This is a genomic window from Candidatus Nitronauta litoralis (assembly GCA_015698285.1).
Taxonomy (GTDB): domain Bacteria; phylum Nitrospinota; class Nitrospinia; order Nitrospinales; family Nitrospinaceae; genus Nitronauta; species Nitronauta litoralis.
Genome location: CP048685.1, coordinates 2114075 through 2128273, shown reverse-complemented (window position 1 = coordinate 2128273; position 14199 = coordinate 2114075). Strand labels below are relative to the sequence as shown.

Below are 14199 nucleotides of genomic sequence, written 5' to 3'. Positions count from 1 at the left end.
ATTTCAGATTAAATGCTGGCTTTGGCCAATCCCTGAATTCAGGGGATTGGCCTTTGCCGGTAAAAATCTCCTTAATAAATATAATTTGGACAATTAATGACGCTACCCGGCCACGAAAATATCGACTCCCTCATTCGCCTTCTGGATGATCGCGATTCGTTCGTCTACAACAAGGTTCGAGAAAATCTGATTAATCTCGGTTCTTCTGCAATACCTTATCTCGAAAAAGCAGCTGTCAGCGAGAACCCCAAGCTGCGCCAAAGGGTGGCCGACGTTCTGAACGCACTGCATCCAGTCCTCTTAAAAGAAAAGTTTATTACGTTTTCCAAAGAATCCGGTGGAGCCGACCTGGACCTCGAACGAGGGGCCTGCCTCATCATGGAAATCGATGGTTTCCGACAAAACGCTGAAAGGGAAGTGGAACTCACTTTGGATCAATTGGCCAATAACTTCAAAGGCCAGCTGGATTCATCGGACACTCCCGAACAAATAGTGAAAAAACTGTCCCGGTTTATTTTTGAAGAAAAAGGATTCAGAGGAAATCAGTCGGATTATTTCAATCCCGATAACAGTTACCTTGACCGGGTCCTGGAAACAAAGCTTGGGATCCCCATTACCTTGTCACTTATATGTATCCTGGTAGGAAAAAGACTGGATCTTCCTGTGGAAGGCGTTGGCATGCCCTGTCACTTTATTGCACGGTTAAGCCATCCGGAAAGCCCTGTCTATTTCGATCCCTTCAACAATGGACGCATCCTGACCCAGCAAGCCTGCATTGAGATGGTTCAAGGATTTGGCCTGGAGTTTGAAAACAAATTCCTCAACGTCACACCCTCCAGGGAAATTCTGGTGCGCATGCTGCACAACCTCATCACCGTTTTCAACCGTAACAACGAGGAAGAAAAAGCCTCGCAACTGATCGAATACAGCAAAATCCTTCTCGATCCAAACCAGGATTGACCCAAATGAAAACTATTCTCGTAACGGGAGCTGGCACCGGTATCGGGCTGGCCATCGCCAAAGTGCTGGCTGAAAATGGCTATTCGCTAATCCTGATGGGCCGAACTATTTCAAGACTGGAAGAGGCCCAATCCCAAATGCCTTCTTCAGAAAAACACTTTATTGCCGGCTGCGATGTTCGCGACCGGAACGCCCTGGACAATGCCTTGCAAAAGACCGGGGTTGAATCTTTATATGGAGTGGTCATCAACGCCGGGGTGGGTGGAGAGAACTATCCCGGAAAAGATGACCGATGGCAGGAGATCATAGACACCAACCTGACCGGTAGCTACCATACCTTGAACGCCTGTCTGTCCTACCTCAAAAGCAAAGCAGACAACGATTATCGAAAGGTGGTTTTCATCTCATCCATACTGGCTCGTCTGGGTGTACCAGGCTACTCCGCCTACTGCGCTTCCAAAGCCGGAATTCTTGGGCTGATGCGGTCCATGGCAAGCGAACTGGCAGGCGAAAAAATCCTGGTCAATGCGCTCTGCCCGGGATGGGTCGATACGGCTATGGCTCAGGAAGGGATAGAAGGATTTGCCGAGGCCCTTCAAATTTCCAAAGAGGAAGCATTTGAGCAAGCCATGCAACAGGTACCTCTTCGCAAAATGTCGACTCCGGAAGAAATAGCAGGTCTCGTCTCGTTTTTGATGTCCGATGCCCAGACTTCGCTAACCGGCCAAACTCTCGACATCAACAATGGCGCCATGATGCCCTGACTCATTGGAACCACGTTCTTCCAAATAAAAAAAGCCAGACGGGTGCTCGGCGCACGGCCAACTCCCTAACGTTTTACAGAATGTGAGATATCGAACGCGTCTAAAAAACTACACTCTCCCAAACAAAAAAAGCCAGACGGGAAACCCGTCTGGCTTTTATAATTTCTATCTTTTCAGAATCAGACTTCTATAAAATCCTGAACGTTGGATTGCGGTGTTCCTGCTGACTCAACTGTGGTCGGTTCGGAACCGTCCACAGGTTTCGCACCATTCAGCGAAACTGTCACCCGGTCTCGGAGTACGTCGAGAAATTCCCTGAGGGATCGAACCAGGGCTTTGCTTCCGAAAACCTCAAGACCTTTTTCAGGAAATTCGGTTTCGATTACGGACAAGACCAACTGGGTGATATCCCGCACATTCGGGAAATTCAGAAATCCATCCGAGGTACCCAGTTCATTGAGGGCGGCCGGATCAATCTCCGGAACCACTTCACCCTCACCGCCACCTTCACCACTGGGACCCGTCAACTGGGTCTGTTGAAACGCAAACGTAGCCGCTATGGTGCGTTCCAACCTGAGTTCCACTTCCTGAATTTCTCCCAGGCTGGCTCTCAGGGTTTCACTGGCTTCATCAAAATTAAACTCACCATTCAGAAAAAATTCTTCAGCGATCGGTTGGATCCCCTTAGCTAGAGCATCGATAGCGGCCAACTCGTCTTCATTCAGGTCCCCTTCCACAGACAGGGAGTAGCGTGCCGCAGCTTGAGCCACCGTGGAAATTTCCTGGGTCACAACACCGTTTTCTACCGTTTCCTGTTGGGACTGGGCGAACTGGAATTCATTGCCGAACGACAAATTGACCAGATCACCTTCCCGGGTGCGCAGGCTCAAGTCACCAGTATTCTGAACTCCTACCTGAGCTTCGGAGGTTTTTTGGTCAAACAATATATGGGGTTGCGTTGCAGTCTGTACTTCCATTTTCCTTCTCCATCACCAGCCAATTTCAAATTCGGGCTCACCCCTCTTTTCGGCATTTTCAAAAACAAACATAAGCCCTTTTTTCAAAAAGATTTACACTTGAAACCCTATGATTTTATAGCGGTTTTGAATTTTCCGGGTTGTGATAGAATGCCATCCACGTAAATTTTCGTATCAACTCATGACCGACTACAAGCCCTTATTCCAAAAAGAATCGATACGGACCCACCAGTACCGACGGGTCATTATTCGAAAAACCCTGCAGATTGTGCGCAATAATCCGGACCTCAAAGAGGAGGAAATCATTGCGCTGGCGGAGAAAGAAGCCGTCAAAATATGTGATTTATGTGTAGAATCTTCCATGGAGGAAAATTCACGGGAACTGGTTGACCAGTATTTTCTTCTGGAAACCGAAGCCCAGCGGCAGGATCACGTCGGTCGCCTGTTCCTTCATCCGCTTGATGGTGAGCTGCGAAAGGGATATCTCAAGGAATGCCTCATTCCCGTGTTCTGCAAATCCGTGCTCAATCTGCTTGGGCAGGAAACCTACGACCAGTTTTCTGACCGTATCCAGCAGATGATCCAGATCGCCAAGAAACATGGAATCATTTATGGAGACATGCTGGAGTCCCCCCCAGCCAGGGCCCTTATTCAGGAAATCATTGAGGCTTATAGAAATGAAATGAAAATATCAGGGGGTTTCGAGGCTCAGTTAAAAAACCAGATCGATGCCGCACTTGTGATTTACCAGAATGAACATCCAAATGAAGAATTTAATATCGAAAAAAATATAGAAGGGGCCTACGGAGATTTCACCCGCCTCATGGGTCTGGACAAATAGTTCATTAAAGATCATATTAGAAAACAAATCCTTTCAAGACCCCGACTCGAAAAACCATAGGGGAAACGTGGAACTCAAACCAGAAGATAAAATCCGGATTCACCAGGCCAGAAAGGCAATCTTGCGCAAGTTGTACAAGATCCTGAAGGTCAACCCCAGGTTGAAGGAAGACAAGGCCCTCCCCCTGATGGAAGCGGAAACCTCCACCCTGTTTGATCAGCTATTTTCTGTATTTGAAGGCATCGTCACCCACGATCCCGACACGGTAAAAACCAAGGCACACGCGCGCAAACGCACCCAGCAGAATTCACGTTCCGAGCATGTCGGCCGGTTTTTCATCCACGTCATGGAACAAAAACTTCACGATGCCGACCTGCACTCCTGTGTGGTCCCGGCGCTGGCACATTCTGTATCGGTAATGATCGGGGTTGAAGCCTACAACCAGTTCCAGGAAAAGATCAACCGCCTCATCGAGTTTGCGGAATCGCACGGATTCGATTACGACCAGATGCTGGCCAGCAAACCGGGACAGGAAATCATGAAGAGTATCTACACGCTGTACCGGTCCGAAATGAAAAAAAGTCCTGCAGTGGAGGAAAAACTGCGAAAACGGCTTGATGAAGCACTGGTGCAGTATTCGATTCGAAACGAAGGGAAAGAAAACGTCAATATTGAAGAAGAAGTCGAGAAGGGATTGCAGGCCTTTGTGCGCCTGATTCAAAAAGGCATCGCAGCCTGAATCAGAAACTGAAATTAAGATCCGCCATGCGGGGCAAGGCCTGGTCTTTTTCAGACACGATCGGGGCCTTTACCCCCCAGTCGATTGCCAGTTCCGGATCATTCCACACCACCCCGCCCTCATCCTCCGGGTGATAAAATTCCGAACACTTGTAAGCAAACTCCGCAGTCTCGCTCAGCACCGCGTATCCATGGGCATACCCGACCGGCACAAACACCTGCAGGTTATTTTCAGCGGTCAGATGAAACGCTTCCCATTTACCAAAGGTTGGTGAAGACTTTCTTAGGTCGAGCACTACATCCATCACCTCGCCATGGGTGGCCCATACCAGCTTGGCCTGTGGAAACTGCTTCTGAAAATGCAGTCCGCGCAAAACCCCTTTGGAAGAAAACGCGCGGTTGTCCTGCACCAGCGGGGTGTCGATCCCCTGACCGTGATAACGGCGGGCATTATAGGTCTCCATGAAAAAACCCCGGTCATCCCGGAACACCCTGGGTTCGATCAGCAATACATCCTGCAACGTCGTCTTCGAAACTTTCATGGACTCCCTTTCGTATTTTTCATAGATTTCCCGAAATTATAAAGACCTCATAGGGATAGTGCAATCAAAGCAACAGGCCTGACTAAAAAACCCCATCTGGCCGTTGACTACATTTGTCTGCAACATTCGAATAATTTTATGGCAAATCTAAATCAAGGAAATTAGACTAAAATTGTACATTTTCTCAAATTAAAACCCGATTCGTCTCAAGATACGCATCCTGACGGAGACAATATTATGATTCCCGCTATTTTAAAAATACTGCGCAATGTGGGCTCATGATTAATTTTTATTCTTTTTCAGGTAATGACATTCCGCCACTTTCAGGTGTATACAACCTGAATCTGGTTACTCTTTCCTATCTGATTGTAACGGTTGCCTGTTATACGGGTCTTCGCCTTGGCAATTATGCCCGGAATGGCAAAAATTTCAATTGGGTCTGGCTCGCGATTGGCAGCCTCACAATGGGAGTGGGAGTGTGGGCCATGCATTTCATTGGCATGTTGGCATTCAAACTGCCCCTGCCCGTCACATACAATCTGTCCCTCACAATTATCTCCATTATTCCGGTTATCATCTGCTGCGCAATCACTCTCACCTTGTTGAATCACCCCACTCGCCCTGTCAGTCACCTCAACAGGATCCTTGCCGGAATCAGCATAGGGATTGGGATTGCAGCCATGCATTACACTGGCATGTCAGCCATGCAGATTGAAGCCCGGATGTTCTACGACAAAAGCTGGTTTTTTTTGTCAATTCTCACCGCAGTAATCCTGGGCATTATCGGCATGTATGCAGAGATATTAAGGAATAAAAAGGCCGTTGGATGGCAAATCACTCTTTTCCAGATTTCCAGTGCCGCAATATTAGGGCTTGCCGTATCCGACATGCACTATATCGCCATGGAAGCCGCCATCTATATTCCGACCCCTGACAAGGATCTCAACTTAGGTCGTTTTATAAGCCCGGTGTGGCTTTATACAGGAGTTTCAATTGCCTCCCTGGCGATTGTGCTCATTGCCATCATAGCAGTGAAAGTGGATAGCAACTTACAGTCTGCCTATAACATGGTTCGAGTTACACGGGAAAGAATCGTGTCAGCTCTGGAAAGTATCAACGATGGGTTTTTATTGTTTGATGAAAAAGGAACGCTTGTTCTGAGCAACTCTGTTTTTTCCCACATGTATCCGAACCTCAAAGATTTTCTGGTTCCCGGCACACCTTATGAAAAAATTTTAAGGGCCTGGACTGCTGACCGAACACGATTCCCCAGCGATATGAATAAAGAAAAATATATTCAACAATGCCTTGATGCTTTCGAAAGCAGAATACGTCCGATAAGTGAGGTAGAAGATGAAGACGTTCTTTCAGATGGGAGATGGGCTGTTGTCCGTCAGAACCCAATCAATGTGGGGGGAATGGTGGGTGTATGGTCGGATGTGACCTTGCTCAAACAAAAACAAAGTTTCTACAGGCAACTGGCGCACACCGATGCGCTCACCAACCTGCCGAATCGTCTGGCGTTTAGTCAGTATTTGAGTGAAGCAATAAAACGGGCCGGGAGAACCAATCTGAAGGTAGCCCTCCTGTTTATCGATCTTGACAAATTTAAGCAGATCAACGATTCCCAAGGTCATGATGCTGGTGATCATGTCCTCAAAACCATTGCAAAGCGCATCTCAGATTCAGTACGGGAAACAGACCTGGTAGCCCGAATTGGAGGAGACGAGTTTGTCGCAGTCATTGAACACATCTCTGACATTGAGGGCATAAAAAAAATCGCCGGGAGTTTCCTGCAAAAAATTCAGGAGCCCATCGATTTCAATGGTCGTGATTGTTCCATCGGCGGCAGTATCGGGATTGCCATCTTTCCTGATAATGCAGAGGATGAAAAAGAGCTGCTGAAAAGGGCGGATAAAGCCATGTATGCTGCAAAAAGTGCTGGCAGTAACAATATTCAATTTTACTCTCCCGATTCCCTTTGAATATCTATTTGGAAAAACTTGTTTTCCCTGCTGCCATTTCAGGCGAAAGGCCCTCCTGCAGCACCTTATTTCACTGAAAATGTTTGAATTCCAGAAATTCACAACCTGAAAGCAGTCAAATAACTTCAATACCTTAAGAAGGATCTTCCCCGTTCCCTTTAAAATGAGGGAAGTTTTGACAGCGGCTTCTGTGCCGCATATAATCGCTCGTTCTTGATACCTCAACGCAAAACAGGAGTCCAGACTTGAAAGTCATTCCCGCAGTCGATATCAAAGGCGGTAAATGCGTCCGCCTCGTGCAGGGTCAGGCCGACCGTGAAACGGTCTACGGCGACGACCCGGTGGCCATGGCCGTCCACTGGGACGAAGAAGGTGCCCAGCTCATCCACATCGTCGATCTCGACGGGGCGTTCGACGGCCTGCCCCGAAACGCCGAAATCATCAAGAACATCATCTATAGCAGCACCGTCGACATCCAGGTCGGCGGGGGCATCCGCACTATGGAAGCCCTCGACGGTTACTTCATGGCCGGAGCCTACCGTTGTATCCTCGGCACTATCGCGCTCAAGGAACCGGCATTCGTGGAACAGGCCGCAAAAAAATATCCCGGCAAAATCATGGTCGGCATCGATGCCAAAGAAGGCATGGTGGCAGTCAAAGGCTGGGTCGAGGTCTCCGAAAAAAAGGCATCCGACCTGGCAAAACAAATGGAGTCTTGCGGTGCGGCAGGATTCATCTTCACCGACATCGGACGCGATGGCATGATGCAGGGTCCTAACCTCGACGCGGTCCGCGCATTCTGCGAAAGCACATCGCTTCCCGTCATCGCATCAGGCGGCGTAACCCGGCTCGAAGACATCACAGCGATATCTGAGCTTGCCGAATGCGGGGTCGAAGGCATGATCGTCGGCAAGGCCCTGTACGATAAAAGTTTCCAACTCAAAGACGCGCTCAAACTGGCCAAAGACCATGCTGGCTAAACGCATCATCCCCTGTCTCGACGTCAAGGATGGTCGGGTGGTCAAGGGGGTTAACTTCGTTAACCTGCGCGATGCCGGTGATCCGGTCGAAATCGCTTCAGCCTATGAAGCTGAGGGCGCGGACGAGTTGACTTTTCTCGACATCACCGCATCTCACGAAAAACGCGACATCATCATGGATGTGGTGGCCCGAACCGCTGAAAAAATCTTTATGCCACTGACTGTAGGTGGGGGCGTGCGCACACTCGACGACATACGCAATCTGCTGAAAGCGGGGGCGGACAAAGTCGCCATCAATACAGCCGCCGTACACAATCCTGATTTCGTGCAGCAGGCTGCAGAACGGTTTGGCAGCCAGTGCATCGTGGTTGCAATTGATGCCAAACAGGTGGCGGCGGATGCGCCCGATGTTGAATCCGAAATTGACTGGCGGGAACGTTACCCGGATTTGATTGTTCCTAAAGGAACGCACCAACTGCATTGGGAAGTCTACACCCATGGCGGGCGCAACCGGACGGGCATCGATGTTGTCCGTTGGGCCAAATGCATGGAGAAGTTTGGTGCAGGAGAGATTTTACTGACCAGTATGGATCGGGATGGCACCAAGCAGGGCTATGACCTGCCGCTCAACAAGGCTGTATCCAACACCTGCAACATTCCTGTTATTGCCTCCGGGGGAGCCGGGAATCTCGAACATCTCTATGATGCGTTGGCAGAAGGAAAAGCCGATGCCGTCCTGGCCGCTTCCATTTTCCACTTCAAAGAACTGACCATTCCCGAAACCAAACAATATCTTGCCGAACGTGGCATCACCGTCCGCAGCCCGGTAAACCCATCGGGCTGAGAGCTGATTCCCTAGACCACAAGCGTCCGCTTTCCCGTATCCAGGCTGGCTTTACGGCCTACAGGTAAGGTCCAGATTTCAGGGCCGTGCCCAATGGGGCAGTTCACCATCACCGGAATTTTCAGCTTTTCAAAATGATCGCGGAACACATCATCCAGATTGCCTTTCTGCCCTTTATTGAATCGACAGTCGATCATTTCTCCGACAATCAATCCCTTTACGCCTTTAAACTTTCCCGCCTGCCCAAGTTGCCACAACATGCCATCGACCTTATAAGCCGGTTCATTGACATCTTCAATCAGCAGTAACGAACCGCGCGTCTCAATTTCATAGGGCGTTCCCAGAGACCGGCACATTAGCGTGAGGTTGCCCCCTGCAAGCCTTCCTTCGGCAGTCCCTCCAAAAAGGGTACGACTTTTCGGGTCCTTGAAAGAAGCGGGTTCCTGCCCTTCGGTAAGCATTCGCACAAATTGTATTTTTGATAGAGCCATCGGATGACAACCAAAACTCGCTGCAGCCAACGGTCCATGGTATGCCACCGTACGGCACATCTGGTTGAGATAGATCAGCAACAGGGTCACATCGCTGCAGCCCACCACCACTTTCGCATTTTTCCGGATGACATCGGCCTTGAGTGAAGACAAAACCCGGTTGACACCGTACCCTCCCCGGGCACATACAATGCCGTGGATATCGGGATCACAAAACATCGCCATTAAATCGAGAGCACGTTCCTTGTCACTTCCCGCAAGAAAGCCGGAACGTTTACGGACGAACTGGCCCGGCACCGGTTCGAATCCCATTTGACGGAGAACACCCAGGCCCTTATCGAGAGTCCCCGGGTCGACAGGTCCGGCCGGTGCAACCACTCCGATCCGGTCGCCTTTTTTCAAAAGTGGGGGTTCGATCCAGCGCTTTTTTACGGTCATTGCAATATCCCGTTCAATCGATACAATGTCTTTTTAATCATAAGGTTTTACTGTCTATGAGCCAATCTGCCGCAATCATACAAGCTAGAACAGGGTCCACGCGCTATCCAGGAAAAGCCCTGGCCGAAATTTCCGGTGTACCCATGACCGAGCATATCATCAATCGAGTCAAGGCTGCGGGGGTTTTTGACCACATCATACTCGCCGTGCCGGATCTGAATACAGAAACACCTCTTGTGGAAATAGCGGACCGCCTTAACATTACCTGTCACAAGGGGCCTGAAGATGACGTGCTGGAACGATTCATCGGGGCAGCGGAATCTGTTGGCGCTACAAACCTCCTCCGGGTTTGTGGCGATAACCCCCTGATAGATATTCCCTTGATGATTGAACTTTCCAGGGAACACACTCAATCGGGAGCAGACTATACGATTGTAAAAGATCCTGTTCCACTTGGCACCGGGTCGGAAATGGTCCGGCTTGCAGCCCTGAAAAAAATTGCAGAAGCCACTCGTGAACCCAAATATATCGAACATGTGACCTCTTTTTTTGCTGACCATGAGGCTGACTACAATGTAAAAAAAATATCAGCCCCCTTTTATCTGCGCAACCTGCCACTCCGCCTCACCGTGGATACCAGTGAGGACCTTGAATTGATCCGCCATCTTTATGAGAAGTTTTATATTTCTTATCTGCCGGTAGACCTCGAACAGGTCGTGTTCTATCTGGTCAATCGTCCTGAAATTTATGGCATGAACGCCCACGTCGAGCAAAAGGACTGGCGCCAATAAAAATAATAAAAATCGTATTTCCTCCTCTAAAGTTCTCAAAATATCTGCCGATAACGTACCTGAGGTGAGTTGTAAGTTCTGGTGATTGCCCGATCCCGGAAACCTGGCAACTCTTTAGAAATCCTGGTGACAGGAGGACTCAGCGACACGGTAGCACCCTTAAAAAACGCATTTGAATCGGATAATTCCGTTTATTTTTTTAGTTCCAACTCTTGGTGGAGGATTAGGAAATGCCCGTACGTATATTCAATAACATCCCGTCTGTAAACGCCCAGCGCATACTGGGTATCAACAATGACCGGCTGGCCCAGTCGGTTGAACGAATCGCCTCCGGTATCCGCATTAACCGGGGTGCCGATGATGCAGCCGGTCTCGCAATCTCAGAATCACTGAGATCAGACATCCGCGCTTTGCGTCAAGCCGTCCGGAACTCCAACGACGGTATCTCCCTCATCAACGTTGCCGAAGGTGCTCTCAACGAACAGTCGGGTATTCTCATCCGTCTGCGAGAGCTGTCGTCACAAGCCGCAACCGGTACCGTAGGTTCTACAGAGCGTGCCACGATTCAGCTCGAATTCAACGCACTCCGCAACGAAATTGATCGTATTTCCAACACCACAGAATTTAACGGTCAGAAGCTGGTAGACGGATCACTCGCCTCAGGCGTGGCCGCAGGCAGTCAGATTCTGATCCAGGTGGGGATCGATTCAAGTACCTCAAGCCGGATTAATCTGAATCAGCAAGTTGACCTGTCTTCTATTTCAGCAACCTCTCTTGGTCTGGATATTCTGGCGGTGAGCACTGCTGCAGCAGCTCTGACTGCCCTGGACTCAATCAACGCAGCCATCGATACGGTCACTGCGAGTCGAGGTAAGGTTGGGGCCGTTCAAAATCGGCTGGTCCGTACAATCTCCAGTCTGTCTATAACCGTTGAAAACCTCCAGGCTGCGGAATCTGCAATCAGGGACGCAGACATTGCTGAAGAAGTAGCGCTTCTTACAAGGAACCAGATCCTGGTGCAATCGGCAACAGCAGCAGTCGCGCAGGCCAATCTGGCGCCTCAATCGATATTACAGCTTCTGGCATAAGCGGAATCGGGAAACTCTGAAACGGGTTTTCCTTTCGTTTCGCCGGATTACAGATACCACGTTATAAAATCCGGATACAACCATCGGTCTGGCATCCTCCGCCGGTGGTTTGGGGCCGGAACACCAGAATTGACTCCGCACCTCCCGGATTTACTTGCGGAATCAGATACCTCTGGGTTGTTCCCATCTGGAAATAATTACGTGGACAGGGCATTCCGGACTGCGGCGGTGGAGGTTTACTCCATTGTCCGCACCCGGATCGCCCAAACTTTCAAAAAAATTTCCCCGCCCCCCCTCTTCCCCGCATCCTGATTCCTTGAAAAATTGCAGGGTGCCCATTATTTTTTATTACCCCTCAAGTTATCAACATCCACTCCGATAAGCAGATTGGCCCCAGTTGTATCCGGAGGCAGCCAATACCGCTTTAAAAGGCCTGTCGCCACGTCCACGGCCAGAATCAAGTTGGACACGAAAAAAGGTGAAGAGCATGGGAGGTTCTTCGCCGGATAAAAAAAAGAAGTATTCCAGGGTTGGGAGGCCCGGGGATGCGACTTCAATCCAAATCAAGGAGGATGTAAAATGCCAGTTCGAATCTTCAACAATATACCCTCGCTTAATGCACAGCGTATTCTGGGTATCAACAACGACCGGTTGGCTACGTCAGTTGAGCGTATTGCTTCCGGTATCCGTATCAACCGGGGTGCAGATGATGCCGCCGGCCTCGCGATTTCCGAATCACTGCGTTCCGATATCCGCGCACTGAGACAGGCCGTTAGAAATGCCAACGATGGAATTTCCCTGATCAATGTTACTGAAGGTGCTCTCAATGAGCAGGCCGGTATTTTGATTCGTTTGCGGGAATTGTCTTCTCAAGCAGCAACCGGTACCGTTGGCTCCACCGAGCGTGCTACGATCCAACTCGAATTCACAGCACTCCGAAATGAAATCGACCGTATTGCAGACAGCACCGAGTTTAACGGTCAAAAACTGGTCGATGGTTCATTAGCATCGGGAGTATCCGCAAGCTCCCAGATCCTGATCCAGGTCGGTATCGACTCAACCTCATCAAGTCGAATCAACCTGAACACCGACGTCAACCTGACTTCCATTTCAGCAACGTCCCTCGGCATTGATATCCTGTCTGTCACCACGGCTGCTGCCGCGTTGACCGCACTGGATTCTATCAATTCAGCGATCGATACCGTAACGGCTGGCCGTGGTAAAGTCGGTGCCGTTCAAAACCGGTTGGTCCGTACCATTTCCAACCTTTCAATTGGGGTGGAAAACCTGCAGGCAGCGGAATCTGCGATTCGTGATGCAGACATCGCAGAAGAAGTTGCATTGCTAACCCGGAACCAGATTCTGGTACAGTCTTCTACCGCGATGGTTGGACAGGCCAATCTGATTCCTCAGTCCGTATTGCAGCTCCTCGGCTAGTTTTTTTAAAGCTGAAAAAAATATTCGCGGCGTGTCGACCCCGTTTGGGGTTGGCCGCTGCGATTTTTTTTGCAATTTTTTCCCTATCCCATCCATCCCCTAACTCCTGATAAACAAAACCCGATCCCCCGCTTCTCCAAATTCTCCGATGCAGGTCCCCCGGAAATTTCTTCCTGATTTAAAAAAAAACAGTAAAGGGATTTTTTTTAAATCCCGATAGGTGGGTCGAGGACACGGCATGAGGAACCCAAGAAGGGACCTCAGCCTTGAACCTCAAATGGGTTCCAGAAAATTTCGGAGCCGGCCCGGCAGGGAAGCCGGGTTTGATTATGGAAGATCACTGTACTATCACGGAGGATAGACATCATGCCAGTCAGAATTTTCAACAATATCCCCTCCCTCAACGCGCAGAGAATCCTGGGCATCAATAACGATCGATTGGCAACGTCAGTTGAACGTATTGCGTCCGGTATCCGCATCAACCGTGGTGCTGATGATGCTGCGGGGCTCGCAATTTCTGAATCACTACGTTCGGATATACGAGCCTTGAGACAAGCGGTCCGGAATTCCAACGACGGAATTTCACTGATCAACGTGGCGGAAGGGGCCCTCAACGAACAGTCCGGTATTCTCATTCGTCTCCGGGAGCTGGCTTCACAGGCCGCAACCGGTACCGTCGGCTCCACCGAACGGGCGACGATCCAACTGGAGTTCAACGCACTCAGGACAGAAATCGATCGTATCGCCGGGACCACAGAATTTAACGGTCAAAAATTGGTGGACGGTTCACTGGCCTCGGGCACAGCGGGAACCAATGCTAACGGTGGTGACCGCATTTTAATCCAGGTGGGAATCGACAGCAGTCCGGACAGCCGCATCGACCTGAACCAACAGGTCAATTTGCAGGCCATCACTTCATCCTCATTAGGAATCGACACCCTGGCCGTCACAACTGCTGCCGCTGCTTTGACTGCGCTGGACAGCATGAATTCGGCCATCGGCGTTGTCACGCAGGGTCGCGGTAAAGTCGGCGCAGTACAAAACCGGCTGGTCCGAACCATTGCCAACCTGTCGATTTCTATCGAAAACCTGACAGCCGCCGAGTCGGCTATCCGGGACGCAGACATTGCAGAAGAAGTGGCACTCCTTACCCGAAATCAGATTCTGGTGCAGGCCGCAACTGCAATGGTGGGGCAGGCCAACCTGATTCCGCAGACTGTATTACAGCTACTTCAGTAGTTTTTTCACAACGGCATTTTCCCCAAACCGAGTTTGAGGGAATGGTCTGGCAAGGACGCCAGATCAATTTGGCCCGACGAATGG

The 14199-nt window shown here is 49.9% G+C and carries 15 protein-coding genes; 11 read left to right on the top strand and 4 right to left on the bottom strand.

Annotated elements, in window-relative coordinates; genetic code table 11:
- Positions 1-96: 96 nt before the first annotated feature.
- Both G3M70_09780 and G3M70_09775 read left to right on the top strand, forming a co-directional pair.
- Positions 97-960: a hypothetical protein gene (locus tag G3M70_09780; GenBank protein QPJ62142.1), complete on the top strand. Its 864-nt coding sequence runs from the start codon at positions 97-99 to the stop codon at positions 958-960.
- Entirely contained in the window at positions 957-1724 is a 768-nt protein-coding gene (locus tag G3M70_09775) for an SDR family oxidoreductase (GenBank protein QPJ62141.1), read from the top strand. The genes G3M70_09780 and G3M70_09775 overlap by 4 nt, the downstream gene beginning before the upstream one ends.
- A gap of 179 nt (positions 1725-1903) precedes the next feature.
- Here G3M70_09775 and G3M70_09770 read toward each other — a convergent pair whose 3' ends face one another.
- Entirely contained in the window at positions 1904-2701 is a 798-nt protein-coding gene (locus G3M70_09770; protein QPJ62140.1) for a hypothetical protein, read from the bottom strand.
- Positions 2702-2882: 181 nt separating this feature from the next.
- Here G3M70_09770 and G3M70_09765 point away from each other — a divergent pair, with 181 nt between their 5' ends.
- Positions 2883-3542 (top strand): hypothetical protein, encoded by a 660-nt coding sequence (locus G3M70_09765; protein QPJ62139.1) that lies wholly within the window; start codon positions 2883-2885, stop codon positions 3540-3542.
- 67 nt (positions 3543-3609) lie between these two features.
- Positions 3610-4281: a hypothetical protein gene (locus G3M70_09760; protein QPJ62138.1), complete on the top strand. Its 672-nt coding sequence runs from the start codon at positions 3610-3612 to the stop codon at positions 4279-4281.
- Position 4282: 1 nt separating this feature from the next.
- Here G3M70_09760 and rfbC read toward each other — a convergent pair whose 3' ends face one another.
- Positions 4283-4822 carry a dTDP-4-dehydrorhamnose 3,5-epimerase gene (rfbC, locus tag G3M70_09755; protein ID QPJ62137.1) on the bottom strand — a complete coding sequence of 180 codons (540 nt, stop codon included), beginning with the start codon at positions 4820-4822 and terminating at the stop codon, positions 4283-4285.
- Positions 4823-5100: 278 nt separating this feature from the next.
- Between rfbC and G3M70_09750 the strand changes: the two genes are divergently transcribed.
- The 3 genes from G3M70_09750 (at position 5101) to hisF (ending at position 8631) form a co-directional block, all read left to right on the top strand.
- Positions 5101-6807 carry a diguanylate cyclase gene (locus tag G3M70_09750; GenBank protein ID QPJ62136.1) on the top strand — a complete coding sequence of 569 codons (1707 nt, stop codon included), beginning with the start codon at positions 5101-5103 and terminating at the stop codon, positions 6805-6807.
- A gap of 245 nt (positions 6808-7052) precedes the next feature.
- Positions 7053-7787 carry a 1-(5-phosphoribosyl)-5-[(5-phosphoribosylamino)methylideneamino]imidazole-4-carboxamide isomerase gene (gene hisA, locus G3M70_09745; protein QPJ62135.1) on the top strand — a complete coding sequence of 245 codons (735 nt, stop codon included), beginning with the start codon at positions 7053-7055 and terminating at the stop codon, positions 7785-7787.
- Positions 7777-8631 (top strand): imidazole glycerol phosphate synthase subunit HisF, encoded by an 855-nt coding sequence (hisF, locus tag G3M70_09740; protein QPJ62134.1) that lies wholly within the window; start codon positions 7777-7779, stop codon positions 8629-8631. The genes hisA and hisF overlap by 11 nt, the downstream gene beginning before the upstream one ends.
- Positions 8632-8642: 11 nt before the next feature.
- On the opposite strand, the gene G3M70_09735 is transcribed toward hisF, so the two are convergent.
- Complete coding sequence (locus tag G3M70_09735) at positions 8643-9560, bottom strand: LD-carboxypeptidase (GenBank protein QPJ62133.1); 918 nt, start codon at positions 9558-9560, stop codon at positions 8643-8645.
- Between the two features lie 56 nt (positions 9561-9616).
- Between G3M70_09735 and G3M70_09730 the strand changes: the two genes are divergently transcribed.
- Positions 9617-10351, top strand: coding sequence for an NTP transferase domain-containing protein (locus tag G3M70_09730; protein QPJ62132.1), 735 nt, complete (start codon positions 9617-9619; stop codon positions 10349-10351).
- Between the two features lie 230 nt (positions 10352-10581).
- Positions 10582-11439, top strand: coding sequence for a flagellin FliC (locus G3M70_09725; GenBank protein ID QPJ62131.1), 858 nt, complete (start codon positions 10582-10584; stop codon positions 11437-11439).
- A 61-nt stretch (positions 11440-11500) separates the two neighbouring features.
- Here G3M70_09725 and G3M70_09720 read toward each other — a convergent pair whose 3' ends face one another.
- Complete coding sequence (locus G3M70_09720) at positions 11501-11653, bottom strand: hypothetical protein (GenBank protein QPJ62130.1); 153 nt, start codon at positions 11651-11653, stop codon at positions 11501-11503.
- 365 nt (positions 11654-12018) lie between these two features.
- Between G3M70_09720 and G3M70_09715 the strand changes: the two genes are divergently transcribed.
- Together G3M70_09715 and G3M70_09710 are read left to right on the top strand one after the other, a co-directional pair.
- On the top strand, positions 12019-12876 hold the full coding sequence (locus tag G3M70_09715) for a flagellin FliC (protein QPJ62129.1): 858 nt from the start codon (positions 12019-12021) through the stop codon (positions 12874-12876).
- A gap of 366 nt (positions 12877-13242) precedes the next feature.
- A complete protein-coding gene (locus G3M70_09710) occupies positions 13243-14115 on the top strand; it encodes a flagellin FliC (GenBank protein QPJ62128.1) in 873 nt (290 codons plus the stop codon).
- The last annotated feature ends 84 nt before the right edge of the window (positions 14116-14199 follow it).

Excerpts from the sequence above, each read along its gene's own strand:
- G3M70_09780 (QPJ62142.1), top strand. The coding sequence starts at position 97 with ATGACGCTACCCGGCCACGAAAATATCGACTCCCTCATTCGCCTTCTG.
- G3M70_09725 (QPJ62131.1), top strand. The coding sequence starts at position 10,582 with ATGCCCGTACGTATATTCAATAACATCCCGTCTGTAAACGCCCAGCGC.
- G3M70_09710 (QPJ62128.1), top strand. The coding sequence starts at position 13,243 with ATGCCAGTCAGAATTTTCAACAATATCCCCTCCCTCAACGCGCAGAGA.
- G3M70_09765 (QPJ62139.1), top strand. The coding sequence starts at position 2,883 with ATGACCGACTACAAGCCCTTATTCCAAAAAGAATCGATACGGACCCAC.
- G3M70_09730 (QPJ62132.1), top strand. The coding sequence starts at position 9,617 with ATGAGCCAATCTGCCGCAATCATACAAGCTAGAACAGGGTCCACGCGC.
- rfbC (QPJ62137.1), bottom strand. The coding sequence starts at position 4,822 with ATGAAAGTTTCGAAGACGACGTTGCAGGATGTATTGCTGATCGAACCC.
- G3M70_09750 (QPJ62136.1), top strand. The coding sequence starts at position 5,101 with ATGATTAATTTTTATTCTTTTTCAGGTAATGACATTCCGCCACTTTCA.
- G3M70_09735 (QPJ62133.1), bottom strand. The coding sequence starts at position 9,560 with ATGACCGTAAAAAAGCGCTGGATCGAACCCCCACTTTTGAAAAAAGGC.
- G3M70_09770 (QPJ62140.1), bottom strand. The coding sequence starts at position 2,701 with ATGGAAGTACAGACTGCAACGCAACCCCATATATTGTTTGACCAAAAA.
- G3M70_09720 (QPJ62130.1), bottom strand. The coding sequence starts at position 11,653 with ATGCCCTGTCCACGTAATTATTTCCAGATGGGAACAACCCAGAGGTAT.
- G3M70_09715 (QPJ62129.1), top strand. The coding sequence starts at position 12,019 with ATGCCAGTTCGAATCTTCAACAATATACCCTCGCTTAATGCACAGCGT.
- hisF (QPJ62134.1), top strand. The coding sequence starts at position 7,777 with ATGCTGGCTAAACGCATCATCCCCTGTCTCGACGTCAAGGATGGTCGG.